Source organism: Pseudomonas sp. GL-B-12 (assembly GCF_019955895.1).
Classification (GTDB): Bacteria; Pseudomonadota; Gammaproteobacteria; order Pseudomonadales; family Pseudomonadaceae; genus Aquipseudomonas.
The window spans coordinates 19,997-31,975 of record NZ_JAHBCX010000052.1 but is presented as its reverse complement, the minus strand read 5'-3'; the positions used below and the strand labels follow the sequence as shown (position 1 = coordinate 31,975).

Genomic DNA, 11,979 nt, shown 5'->3' with positions numbered 1-11,979 from the left:
CACAAAACCCTGTGGGAGCGGGCTTGCTCGCGAAAGCGGTGTGTCAGCCAACATCGATAGCGACTGACACTACGCATTCGCGAGCAAGCCCGCTCCCACAGGTTCTTCGCGTCAGCAGTGACAGGCCAGTTATCACGTTTAATTTAACTTTACGTGAGGATTTGGCGATCTTCCGGCTCCCATAATCGGCTCCAACGAACAACAACAAACGGGAGCCGGACATGTCGCAGAGCACTGCTTCACCCAAGTCCAGTCATCCACGCTGGCTACGCCTGACCCACTGGCTCAACGCCCTGGCGGTGCTGGTGATGGTCACCAGCGGCTGGCGCATCTACAACGCCTCACCGATCTACGAATTCAGTTTTCCCAAGTCGATCACCCTCGGCGGCTGGCTGGGTGGTGCGCTGCAATGGCATTTCGCGGCGATGTGGTTACTGGCGATCAACGGCCTGATCTACCTGGCCTTCAACCTGTTCAGCGGACGCCTGAAGCGGCGTTTCTTCCCGGTTTCGCCCAAAGGTGTGCTGCATGACCTGTGGGCCGCGTTGCGCGGAAAACTCGGGCACGCCGACCTCAGCCACTACAACCAGGTGCAACGCGTCGCTTACCTGTTCGTGATGGTCGACATCACGCTGCTGGTGCTCTCCGGGCTGGTGTTGTGGAAGTCGGTGCAGTTCCCGCTGTTGCGTGAATTGCTGTTCGGTTACGAAGGCGCGCGTCGTGTGCATTTCTTCGCCATGGCGCTGTTGGTGGCCTTCGTGGCGGTGCATCTGCTGATGGTGGCGCTGGTGCCGAAAACGCTGTTGGCCATGATCGTCGGCCGCAAGGAGCAGGTATGAAAAAGCGCATTCAGGTACCCGGGCTGGACGAGGCGTCGATCCTGACCGACGCTCGCAAGATCCTCGCCCCGCAGATCGAAGACCGCTCGCGCCGCTCGTTCCTGCTGCGTGGCCTGACCCTCGGCGGCGTGGCCATGTTGTCCGGTTGCAACATTACCGACAACGAAAGCGTCGAGACCGCGCTGTCGTCCATGTCGCGCTTCAACGACCGGGTGCAGGGCTGGCTGTTCAACCCCAACGCGATGGCGCCGACCTATCCCGAATCGATGATCACCCGGCCGTTTCCCTTCAATGCCTTTTACGGCATCGACGAGGTGCCGACGGTGGAGGAGGAGGGCTATCGCCTGGAAGTCACGGGCCTGGTCGCCGACAAGCGCAGCTGGCGCCTCGAAGAGCTGCGCGCCATGGCCCAGACCGAGCAGATCACCCGGCACATTTGCGTCGAAGGCTGGAGCGCGATCGGGCGTTGGGGCGGCGTGCGCTTCAGCGACTTCCTCAAACGCATCGGCGCTGACACAGACGCCAAATACGTCGGTTTCAAATGCGCCGACGACTACTACACCAGCATCGACATGGCCACCGCGCTGCATGCGCAAACCCTGCTGACGCTGACTTATGACGGCGCGGTGCTGCCGCGCGAATACGGCTTCCCGATGAAGCTGCGCATGCCCACCAAGCTCGGCTACAAGAACCCCAAACATATCCAGGCGATGTTCGTCACTAACACCTATCCGGGTGGCTTCTGGGAAGACCAGGGCTACAACTGGTTCGGTGGCAGCTGACGGGTGCCTGGCCAGTTCACACCTCCACAACCCACGCTCCAAGGAGTTTCATCATGAAAAAGTTGACCACTGTTGTTCTGTCCATGTGCCTGGCCGTTGGTGCTGCCAGTGTTTTTGCCGCCGACACCATGAGCAACGACAGCATGAGCAAGGATTCGATGTCCAAGGACGCCATGTCCAAGGATGCGATGAAAAAAGACACAATGAAGAAGACCGATACGATGTCCAAGGACGCCATGTCCAAAGACAGCATGTCCAAGGACGCGATGAAAAAAGATGCGATGTCCAAGGATGCGATGAAAAAAAGCGAAATGTCGCAATAAGTCCAAACAGCCGAAATCCCCTGTGGGAGCGGGCTTGCTCCGGGCGGCGTTCCGACGAAAGCGGTGTATCAGTCAACATTGATAGCGACTGACACTACGCCTTCGCGAGCAAGCCCGCTCCCACAGGTTTTTGTCGCCGCTCAAAAGGACATCGATGAAGTGATCCAGGGCAGCCGCCTGATGGGCAAGATTGATCAGGACGCTTGATACCGGTCGCCTGGCTGCATCAAAAATGAATTTCCACCGAGTCCGCTGCTCATACCTTTTAGGTAGCGGGTTAGAGCCTGCGAAATCATTGAGGCAATCAGGGAGCGGCACGGTCATGAGTCGAGTACCGACGGCGGGTGGGGATCTTCCTGGCGGGTTGATTCTGGTGGTTGAGGACGACCCGCTGATTCTGGAGTTTCTCTGTGAGATTCTTCAGGAGGAGGGTTTTGTCGTCGAGCCGAAAATCAGTGCGGATGCGGCAGCGATCTATCTGGAACAGCATGCGCCGCAGGTGCACATGCTGCTGACAGACATCACCATGCCCGGCACGCTCAACGGCGCGGACCTGGCCAACCAGTTCGGCGATCGCTGGCCGGACAAGCCGATCATGATCATGTCCGGTTTCGAAACCCCTGAAAGCGCAGGCGTGCGGCACGCGGTCTCGTTCATCAAGAAACCCTGGATGATTGGCGGACTGCTCGATTGCGTGGGCCAGACCTTCAAGTCCAAACGACTCAACTGACCTACGCGCAGATGCTACATTGCCGGGCAAATCCGTCTGGCACCTGCGAGGTTCTTTTCCTTGTCCGATCACTCCGTATTCAACTCGACTTACCGTGCCTTCCTGTTCGACATGGACGGTACGGTCCTGACGTCCATTGCCGCCGCCGAGCGGGTCTGGACCACCTGGGCGGTGCGCCATGGTGTCGATGTCAACAGCTTCCTGCCGACCATTCACGGTGCCCGCGCCATCGACACCATCAGGCGCCTGGGCTTGCCCGGGGTAGACGCCGAAGCTGAAGCCGCGTGGATTACCGAAGCGGAAATCGTCGACGTCGATGGGGTATTCGAAGTGGCTGGCGCGGCGAAATTCTTGCGGTCTTTGCCAGCCAGCCAATGGGCGATTGTCACTTCCGCCCCGCGGGAGCTGGCGTTGCGGCGGATGGCGGCGGCGGGGATTCCCGAGCCTGAGGTGATGGTGACGGCAGAGGACGTCACGGCTGGCAAACCCGACCCCGCGGGGTACCAACTCGCGGCCCGGCGTTTGGGCGTCGAGCCTGGGCAGTGCCTGGTTTTTGAAGACGCCACGGTGGGGATTCTGGCGGCCGAGGCGGCGGGGGCGGATTTGATGATTGTCACGGCGACCCATGAACAGCCGATCGAGACGTTGCATGGGACGTTGGCAGGTTATGACATGGTTGCCGCGAGCGTGGATGCCGACGGTCTGATTCGTTTGCAGTTTTTGTGAGCAACACATTTCCCCTGTGGGAGCGGGCTTGCTCGCGAAGGCGGTGTGTCAGGCAATTGCAATGTCGACTGATACTCCGCTTTCGCGAGCAAGCCCGCTCCCACAGGGGATCAGTGTTCCTGTCAGTAAAGTCCCGGGATTAACCGCCAGCTGCGGGCGCAATAGGCCTCGTATTCGCTGCCGAACTGCGCCCTGAGCAAGGCTTCTTCAGCGTGAATGCGCGCGATCAGCGGGATCAGCGTCAGCGCCACCAGTATCAGCCCGACACCAGAACGAAAGGCCAGTGCCCAACCCATGCCGATGACCATCATCCCCAGATAACTGGGGTTGCGCAGGTTGCGGTAAATCCCCTCGGTGACCAGTCGATGCCCCGGCTGAATGGCCACCAGCCCACTGAAGCGCTTGCCCAGCACAAACACCGGCCACAACCGCAGCGCGCCGCCGAAGATAAACAACAGCGCCCCGAGCCAGCGCACGCCCTCACCGCCAAACGTCCAGAAATCGATGCGGTCGGTATAGGCCGGCAGAAAGCCGCTCAGCAACCCGATCACGCCGAAGGCCGGAATGACCCAGCGGTTGGCCCGGTCTTCGCGTTCCCCCGAACTCAGGTTGACTTCGGTGAACAGTGATACGACGGCCATGATCAGGGTCGCCAGGGCAATGACGACCAGTGAACCGTGGCTGAAGTAAGCCGTGAAACCACCCAGCCCCCAGATTGCCAGGGCGAGGTAGGCGAGGGTGCTGACGACGGCGAAAAACGCCAGTTTGGCCGAAATTTTCATGGTGCCTCCAAAAGTAACCTCCGTCAGGTTCAGTGTAGATTCCGATGCTTCCCAAGCCGGGCGAGGGCGCGATCAAGGCACCTCTGCTCGCGCATTGCGCCGAATCACCTGTGGCGGTTGCCCGAACACCCGCAGGAACGTTTCGCGCATGCGCCGGCGGTCAGTGAACCCGGTTTCCACAGCGATCTGGTCGAGGGTCAGGCGTCCGCGTTCGAGCATCTGTCGCGCCGCTTCCAGGCGCAGGTTTTCGATGGCCTTGGCCGGCGATTGCCCGGTTTCGGCGCGAAACGCCCGGCTGAATTGCCGGGGGCTGAGGTTGGCCACTTGTGCCAGTTGCTCTACCGAAAGGGGCTGGGCCAGGTGTTCCCGGGCGTAGCCGAGCACGGTTTGGATACGATCGGATTTCGGCTCCAGCTCCAGCAACGCCGAGTGCTGCGACTGGCCGCCCGCGCGGCGGTGGTACATCACCAGTTTCTGCGCCACGGCCCGGGCCAGCTCGGCGCCGTGGTCTTTTTCCACCATGGCCAGGGCGAGGTCGATACCCGCCGTCATGCCGGCGGAGGTCCAGATCGAACCGTCGATCACATAGATGCGATCGGCCTCAACCTTGATCGACGGAAACCGCGCCTGCAGTTCCCGGGCATAGGCCCAGTGGGTGGTGGCCCGCCGTCCGTCGAGCAAGCCAGCCTGGGCCATGACGAACGCCCCGGAGCAGATCGACGCCGTACGCCGCGCGGTGTTGATGCTGGCCCGCAGGTAATCCAGCACGGCCTCGGGTGCCTGTTCGACGATGGAGTCGCCGCCGACCACGATCACCGTGTCGAACACGCGCCCGTCGAAGGCCTCGGTACCGACGCTCAAGCCGCCGGAGGCGCGTAGGTTGTGACCGTTTTCCGACAGCACGCGCACGTCATACAGCGCCTCTGCGGCACTGAAATTGGCGTACTCGAACACCGGCATGGCGGCCAGCGCCATGGACTGGAAACCCTCGAAAACCACGAACGCCACGCGGATCATTGGCCTGCCCTCAAACGGTTGCGTCCTAAAAACGTACTTTAAACGTCATTTGAGACAATCGTAAGCCCCTTTATAACGGTCAGCACCCGGCGAATCTCTCGCCTCACCGTAGAGGAATTGCACCATGGCGCTCTCATCCAAAGGCACTGCACTGATCACCGGCGCTTCTTCGGGCATTGGCGCGGTGTATGCCGACCGCCTGGCCCGGCAGGGTTACGACCTGATCCTGGTGGCCCGCAGCCAGGGCAAGCTCAATGCCCTGGCCAACCATTTGAGCGACGAAACCGGGCGCACCGTGGAGGTGGTGGCCGCCGACCTGACGAACAAGGCGGATTCGCTGCGGGTCGAACAGATCCTGCATAACGACGCCAGCATCACCCTGTTGGTCAACAACGCCGGGGTCGGTGGCGTCATGCCGCTGCTTGGCAGTCCCGTGGACGACATGGAAGCGATGATCAACCTCAACGTGACGGCGTTGATGCGCCTGGCCTATGCCGCCGTACCCGGCTTCGTCGCCCGGGGCACCGGCACCGTGATCAATATCGCCTCCATCGTCGCCATCGCTCCGGAAATCCTCAACGGCGTGTACGGCGGGAGCAAGGCGTTCGTCTTGAGCCTGAGCCAGTCGATGCAGCATGAACTGGCGGACAAGGGCGTACGCATCCAGGCTGTGTTGCCGGGGGCGACCGCCACCGATTTCTGGAGCGAGGCCGGCAACCCGGTGGAGAACCTGCCGCAGGAAATCGTGATGTCCGCCGAAGACATGGTCGATGCCGCACTCGCTGGCCTGGCAGCCGGCGAAGTGGTGACCATTCCAGGCTTGCACGATGGCAGCCAGTGGGACCGTTACGAAGCCCAGCGCCGGACGCTGTCCGGGTTGTTTGGCAACTCCGTGGCGGCGCCGCGTTATCGCTGAGACGGTCGCCCCGAGGCCGGGTGAACTAAGCTTGGGAGAGAGGACCGTTCACCACCGGCTCGCGCAAGCTCGGCGAGCCGGTGGCGTGTAACAGGAGCCCATATGCTTCACATCCGAACGCCTTTGATCCTGCACCCTGGCCTGTCGACCCCGACCCGCCGTATCTGGCTGAAACTGGAAAACCTGCAACCCAGCGGCTCGTTCAAGTTACGCGGCATGGGTTTGCTGTGCAGCCGGGCTCAGCAGCAGGGCAAGCGCAAGGTGGTCTGTCCCTCCGCCGGGAACGCGGGGCTGGCCACGGCCATGGCCGCTGCCCGCCTGGGGCTCAAGGCATGCATCGTGGTACCGCACACCACCCCGCAAAGTACCCGGGCGCGGATCAGCAAGACCGGCGCCGAGGTGATTGTGCACGGCAAGGTCTGGGACGAAGCCAATCAACGGGCACAGGAACTCGCCCAGGACCCACACAGCGAATTCGTGCCGGCCTTCGACCATCCGGTGTTGTGGGAAGGGCACAGCACAATGGTCGATGAAATCCTTGAAGACTGCCCGCAAGTCGATGCGCTGGTGACATCGGTGGGCGGCGGTGGCCTGCTGGCGGGGCTGCTCACCGGTCTGACTCGTCATGGGCGCACCGATTGCCGCATCATTGCCTGCGAAACCGAAGGCGCGGCGTCGTTCGCCGCGGCGGTGGCGGCCGGGCACCCGGTCAGATTGGCGAAAATCGACACCGTCGCCACGTCCCTGGGCGCCGCGCAAGTGGCCGCCTGGCCGGTCAGGCACATCGGCGATTTTCCCCATGAGTGCGTGGTGCTCAGTGATGATGAAGCGATCATGGGCGTGGTGCGTTATGCCAACGATTTGCGGCAGCTGGTCGAGCCGGCGTGCGGGGTTTCATTGGCGCTTGCCTACCTCGATCACCCGGCGATTGCCGATGCCCATGACGTGGTGATCGTGGTGTGCGGCGGAGTGAGTATCAACGCGCAACTCGTGGCCGGGTGGGCACGCTTGTCCACTGGCACACACGCCAGGTAGGGCTGGAAACGCTATCCCGGTGTCACAAGCCCCACCGCTGGCGATGACGATCTTCAATGATCAGCGGCAACGCCTTCCTGGACGAGAATGGCGCGGGCCAGGTCTTCGTCACTTGCGTTGTTGAGGGCGGGATTGTCCTGACGGATCTTTTTCAACACCGCCTCCAGATACGCACCACGAATCGCACCGCCACTGGCGACGAAGCTGGAAGCGTCATCCCGGGCGGGAATCATGAGTTTGTCGTCTTTGAACGTCGAATAAAGCGAGGCGGAAACCCCGGCCGAGGTGGCGACATCTTCGGCATCCACTTTGGCCATAGCGGAACCTGCGGGCAAACAAAGTACCAGAGAAGAAATGATAAACAGACGGCGCATGACGGTGTCCTCCGACAGCATGAAGCATAAGGGAAGTACCACATAATTTAGGATGCGCGGTGGTTGCCGAGAGTTCCGTGGAGCGTTTCCGCTTTATTGCCGACAACGCCGATCAGTTCATGGCCTTGCTGCTGCCGATTTCAATAGCAGCAGCTGCGCCGAACATGGCGTAGCTGAACGACCGATGATCAGTGCTGGCGCTGCTTTGCGGCCATCGGGTCTATGCTAGGGGGTGCGCTTACTGCCATCGGAGAACTCTGATGATCACCGTACGCACTGCCTGCCTGCTGGCCGATTACAAACGCTGGGCCAATCAGCGCCTCTTTGACAGCCTCGCGGCGCTCCCTCCGGGCGAAGTCAAAAAAGAACGGGTGTCGGTGTTCAAAAACATGATCGGCACCCTCAATCACGTGTACGTGGTGGATTGCATCTGGCAGGCGCATCTCGAAGGCCGGGGGCATGGCTTCAAGACTTCACACGACCTGCTGCATGCCGATCTGTCCGAACTGCGCCTGGCGCAAAAAGAAATCGATCGCTGGTACTGCGACTGGAGCGCCCGGCAAACCGATGCCTCCCTGGACAAGCCCCTGGAATTCACCTTTGTCTCGGGCGAGAGCGGCACCATGAGCGCTGGCGCGATGCTGATGCATGTGGTCAACCACGCCAGCTATCACCGTGGCTGGGTGGTGCAGATGTACTTCGAGATCCCGGCCATGCCACCGGTGACCGACATGCCGGTGTATTTGCGCGAGTCCGAGCCGGTGGTCCTGCAGTCGAACAACGCCCCGATAGTGGCGCCGCCATGTGCTGTGCAATTTTCGAGCGCAACCAGCGTTCTGCCGGATCGTTATCGTTGACCCCGTTCCAGACCATCGACAGTTCGGACAGGTTGATATCAAACGGCGCCTCGTCCGCCCGTAGCTGGCTCCAGGGTTCGTCCGTTGCGCACCAGCAACGGGTCGTCGAACAGATCGCGCAACTTTGCCAGCGACGCACTGACGGCGGGTTGGCCGAGAAACAGTTTTTCCCCGGCCCGGGTCAGGTTCTTTTCGAACATCAGAGTTTCGAAAATCACCAACAGGTTCATGTCCACGCGACGCAGGTCGTTGCGGTTCATGGTGTTGGCTCGGTGGCTTTTGGAGTCTTCTCAGTTAAGCATCAAACGTTCAGGAAAGACGCGCAACCTGTGGGAGCGAGCTTGCTCGCGAAGAGGGCGTGTCAGTCGAATCATCATTGCCTGACGGATCGCCATCGTCGGAACGCCGCCCGGAGCAAGCTCGCTCCCACACGGTCTGTGTCAGCTCAGGCAGATTTGTATCAGGCCGGGGGAATCAGACTCTGCCGGCAATCGAGCACCAGCCGCGCGCCACCCAGTTCGCTACTGCCCACCTCCAGGGTAAACCCGTGCAGGCTGACAATCGCCGCGACGATGGACAGCCCCAGCCCGAAGCCGCTTTTATGATTGCCCGCCTCGGCGCGATAGAAACGCTGGAATACCGCTTCACGTTCCGCCTCGGGAATGCCCGGGCCGGAGTCGAGCACTTCGATCCGCGTGTGCCCGCCAGCATTGACCCCGCGCAAGACCACCGCGCCACCGGGCGGGGTGAATTTGATCGAGTTGCTGAGCAGGTTCGCCACCGCTTCGAACAGCAGTGCGCGGTCGCCATGGAGGGGTGGCAATGACGCGGGCAGGTGCAGCTGGAACACCAGGCCGTCGTCCTCCGCCAGGGGCAGGTAGAACTCATGCAGCTCTTGCAGCAACGCCACTGGGTCCACTTGCACGAAACCGGAGCGGCGCTGGCGGTCTTCCAGTTCGGAAATTCGCAGCAATCCACGGAAGCGCGCCATCAGCGTATCGGCCTCGGCCAGCACCAAGTCCAGTTGCATGGCCTGCGGCGAGCCTTCGCCGGCTTGCTGCTGCATGCGGTAAAGCTGCGCGCGCAGACGGGTCAGGGGCGTGCGCAGGTCATGGGCGATGTTATCGCACACGCCCTTGACCTCGTTCATCAGGCGTTCGATGCGTTCGAGCATGGCGTTGACGATGGCGGCGAGCATGTCCAGTTCGTCACGCCGATTGGACAGTGGCAAGCGCCGGCTCAGGTCGCCGGCGACGATGGCTTCGGCACTGGCCTGAATCCCGCGAATGCGCCGCAACGGCCGGCGCCGCAGCAAAGACCAGCCGACGATGCCCGGCACAATGGTCAGGGTCACACCCCAGAACAAGGCGTGAAGGATGATCCGGGTCACGGCGAACAGCGAACCGTTGTCGCGCACCAGCACCAGCCAGCGGCCGTCGAGGGTGCGGGTCGCCACGGCGTCGCAACTGTCGGCGGGCAGCGTCTGGTCGTCGCTGTCGTCGGAGGCATCGCAATCGCGCAGCATGTGGATCTTGCCATCGAGCGGCAAGCCATCCGGAATGTAGCGCAGGGCGCCGCTGAGGTAACGGTGTCGGGCATCGAACAGGCCGTAGGCGTCGATGCCGCGGATGTCGAAGGTCATGCTGACGGCGAGGGCGTCCACCAGTTGTTCACCCGAGAAGCGCGAAAACAGGTGCTGGCGTTGCATCAGCGAATGCTTGGCCAGGTTGTCCAGGTAAGCGGAAACCTCGTAGTACATGACCCCCATGAGAATCCCGCTCCAGAGCACGAACAGCGAACTGTAGAGCGCCAGCAGACGACTGCTGGAAGAGCGCCAGCCTTTAGACGGGTTCGGCAATGACATAACCCGAGCCTCGCACGGTCCGAATCAGTGGGACATTGCCAGGCGGGTCGATCTTCTTGCGCAGACGGCCGATGTGTACGTCGATCAGGTTGGTGCCGGGGTCGAAGTGGTAACCCCAGACTTCTTCGAAAATCATCATCCGCGAGAGGATTTGCCCGGTATTGCGCATCAGGAATTCCAGCAGTTTGTATTCGGTGGGCAACAGCGTCAGCAGTTGACCGTCGCGGCTGGCTTCGTGGCTGATCAGGTTCAGCTCCAGATCCGCTACCCGCAGCGTGGTGGCCTGGGCAGTCACGGTGTTCTGCCGGCGCAGCAGGACTTCGACCCGGGCGGCCATTTCATCGGTGGCGAAGGGTTTGGTCAGGTAGTCGTCGCCACCGGCGCGCAAGCCGCGCACGCGCTCATCGACGTCGGACAGTGCGCTGATCATCAGGATCGGCGTGGCCACGCCCATGGTCCGCAGCGTGGTGACAATCGCCAGGCCATCGAGCTCGGGCAACATGCGGTCGAGGGTGATCAGGTCATAGTTGCCGCTGACCGCACGCTCCAGCCCTTCGCGGCCATTGTCGACCCAGTCGACGTCGAGGCCGTGGCTACTCAGTTCGGCGACAATTTCCCGGGCGGTCACGGCGTCGTCTTCGATGGTCAAGATGCGGGTCATAAGGCTGGCCTGATTAAATGTTCACAACGTTGTGCGGCATTTTGCCAAGAAATGATCGCAGGCTTTCTAAATAAAAGTTCATGGAAGCTCCGGGCTTCGGTCAATGCGCAGATCCCGCTGAACATCCCCGTTCACCGCAATCCCCTGTGGGAGCAAGCCTGCTCCGGGCGGCGTTCCGACGATGACGACAGAACAGGCAAAGTGAATCTGTCAGTCAATCGGCGTACTGACAAACACCTCAAGCCCTTCGGCAAACTTCGTGAACGCTGCAATCCGCGGAAACTGCGCCGCATTCACCTGATCCGGCACTACCAGATTGGTAAAGCTCCAGGCTACGGCGAGGGTAATGCCGTCCTGCTCGATCGAACCGTCAGTCTTCAGCGGCTGCTTTTCCAGCTCCCGCTCCAGCGCTGAATAGGCTGCCGTCAGTTGTCCTTCTACCCGCTCAACCCAAGGTTCGAATTGAATCTCCGCCGGCCGCAGGCTGCGCTCGTAGTAAAGCTGCACGGACTTTTCGCTGGCGGCCAGCGCCAGGCCAATCAGGCGTAACGCGCGCAGGCGCTGACTCGCTTCGACGGGCATCAGGCTGTTTTCGGCCAGGGTTTCCAGGTAATCGATGATCAGCGTCGAATCCATCAACACCTCACCGTCATCCAGCACCAGGGTGGGCGCCTTGACCACCGGGTTGATCTGCTGGAATTGTTCGAAGTGGCGGAACACCGAGACCGATTGATGTTCCAGCGTGATTCCCAGGCATTTGGCAGAAATGGCGGCGCGTCTTACATAGGGCGAGTCCAGCATTCCGATCAGCTTCATGATCCTTTCCTTTATATGGCCATTTCGGGAGGGACAACCTTAGCTGAGGTTCGCTGCCCTGCAAATGACCGTGAATAATGCCCGGTGCAAGCCGTTTGTCTTCTATATACAGCCGCTCGATTGAATTTCTTGCTATAAACGCACTCCGATTACCGCCTCAAAGCCTGCCATAGAGCATTTTCAGGGCTTTGTCGGACAAATTCGCTGTCTTTTCGGTTGCTGAGGCCTCAAGTCGGCCGTAGACTGCCGCCCCTCGT

General features: G+C 61.2%; 14 protein-coding genes and 1 pseudogene. 8 read left to right on the top strand and 7 right to left on the bottom strand.

The window, feature by feature from the left end:
- Positions 1 to 221 precede the first annotated feature (221 nt).
- From KGA85_RS25115 to KGA85_RS25095, 5 genes are all read left to right on the top strand, one after another.
- Positions 222 to 839 (top strand): cytochrome b/b6 domain-containing protein, encoded by a 618-nt coding sequence (locus KGA85_RS25115; RefSeq protein ID WP_223533506.1) that lies wholly within the window; start codon positions 222 to 224, stop codon positions 837 to 839.
- Complete coding sequence (locus KGA85_RS25110; RefSeq protein WP_223453497.1) at positions 836 to 1,621, top strand: molybdopterin-dependent oxidoreductase; 786 nt, start codon at positions 836 to 838, stop codon at positions 1,619 to 1,621. The genes KGA85_RS25115 and KGA85_RS25110 overlap by 4 nt, the downstream gene beginning before the upstream one ends.
- Positions 1,622 to 1,674: 53 nt before the next feature.
- Complete coding sequence (locus tag KGA85_RS25105) at positions 1,675 to 1,944, top strand: pentapeptide MXKDX repeat protein (RefSeq protein ID WP_223453495.1); 270 nt, start codon at positions 1,675 to 1,677, stop codon at positions 1,942 to 1,944.
- 322 nt (positions 1,945 to 2,266) lie between these two features.
- Complete coding sequence (locus tag KGA85_RS25100) at positions 2,267 to 2,674, top strand: response regulator (protein ID WP_223453493.1); 408 nt, start codon at positions 2,267 to 2,269, stop codon at positions 2,672 to 2,674.
- 60 nt (positions 2,675 to 2,734) lie between these two features.
- Positions 2,735 to 3,400 (top strand): HAD family hydrolase, encoded by a 666-nt coding sequence (locus KGA85_RS25095; RefSeq protein ID WP_223453492.1) that lies wholly within the window; start codon positions 2,735 to 2,737, stop codon positions 3,398 to 3,400.
- A gap of 122 nt (positions 3,401 to 3,522) precedes the next feature.
- On the opposite strand, the gene KGA85_RS25085 is transcribed toward KGA85_RS25095, so the two are convergent.
- The gene (locus KGA85_RS25085) at positions 3,523 to 4,182 is read right to left on the bottom strand and encodes a methyltransferase family protein (RefSeq protein WP_223543462.1); all 660 of its coding nucleotides are present in this window, start codon (positions 4,180 to 4,182) and stop codon (positions 3,523 to 3,525) included.
- 72 nt (positions 4,183 to 4,254) lie between these two features.
- Positions 4,255 to 5,199 carry a GlxA family transcriptional regulator gene (locus KGA85_RS25080; RefSeq protein ID WP_223543461.1) on the bottom strand — a complete coding sequence of 315 codons (945 nt, stop codon included), beginning with the start codon at positions 5,197 to 5,199 and terminating at the stop codon, positions 4,255 to 4,257.
- A gap of 124 nt (positions 5,200 to 5,323) precedes the next feature.
- Here KGA85_RS25080 and KGA85_RS25075 point away from each other — a divergent pair, with 124 nt between their 5' ends.
- Complete coding sequence (locus KGA85_RS25075; protein WP_223533510.1) at positions 5,324 to 6,115, top strand: SDR family NAD(P)-dependent oxidoreductase; 792 nt, start codon at positions 5,324 to 5,326, stop codon at positions 6,113 to 6,115.
- Positions 6,116 to 6,217: 102 nt separating this feature from the next.
- Complete coding sequence (locus tag KGA85_RS25070) at positions 6,218 to 7,150, top strand: pyridoxal-phosphate dependent enzyme (protein ID WP_223537849.1); 933 nt, start codon at positions 6,218 to 6,220, stop codon at positions 7,148 to 7,150.
- Positions 7,151 to 7,203: 53 nt separating this feature from the next.
- On the opposite strand, the gene KGA85_RS25065 is transcribed toward KGA85_RS25070, so the two are convergent.
- Positions 7,204 to 7,524, bottom strand: a complete 321-nt coding sequence (locus KGA85_RS25065; protein WP_223460191.1) for a DUF2388 domain-containing protein — start codon at positions 7,522 to 7,524, stop codon at positions 7,204 to 7,206.
- A gap of 260 nt (positions 7,525 to 7,784) precedes the next feature.
- Here KGA85_RS25065 and KGA85_RS25060 point away from each other — a divergent pair, with 260 nt between their 5' ends.
- A complete protein-coding gene (locus tag KGA85_RS25060) occupies positions 7,785 to 8,381 on the top strand; it encodes a DinB family protein (RefSeq protein ID WP_223460193.1) in 597 nt (198 codons plus the stop codon).
- Positions 8,382 to 8,446: 65 nt separating this feature from the next.
- Here KGA85_RS25060 and KGA85_RS31480 read toward each other — a convergent pair.
- The 4 genes and pseudogenes from KGA85_RS31480 to KGA85_RS25040 form a co-directional block, all read right to left on the bottom strand.
- Positions 8,447 to 8,641: pseudogene (locus KGA85_RS31480) on the bottom strand (LysR family transcriptional regulator); the annotation flags it as partial.
- A 200-nt stretch (positions 8,642 to 8,841) separates the two neighbouring features.
- Positions 8,842 to 10,245 (bottom strand): sensor histidine kinase, encoded by a 1,404-nt coding sequence (locus KGA85_RS25050; RefSeq protein ID WP_223460195.1) that lies wholly within the window; start codon positions 10,243 to 10,245, stop codon positions 8,842 to 8,844.
- A complete protein-coding gene (locus KGA85_RS25045) occupies positions 10,223 to 10,906 on the bottom strand; it encodes a response regulator transcription factor (RefSeq protein WP_020796732.1) in 684 nt (227 codons plus the stop codon). The genes KGA85_RS25050 and KGA85_RS25045 overlap by 23 nt, the downstream gene beginning before the upstream one ends.
- A 210-nt stretch (positions 10,907 to 11,116) precedes the next feature.
- Complete coding sequence (locus tag KGA85_RS25040) at positions 11,117 to 11,722, bottom strand: glutathione S-transferase (RefSeq protein ID WP_223460197.1); 606 nt, start codon at positions 11,720 to 11,722, stop codon at positions 11,117 to 11,119.
- Between the last annotated feature and the right edge of the window lie 257 nt (positions 11,723 to 11,979).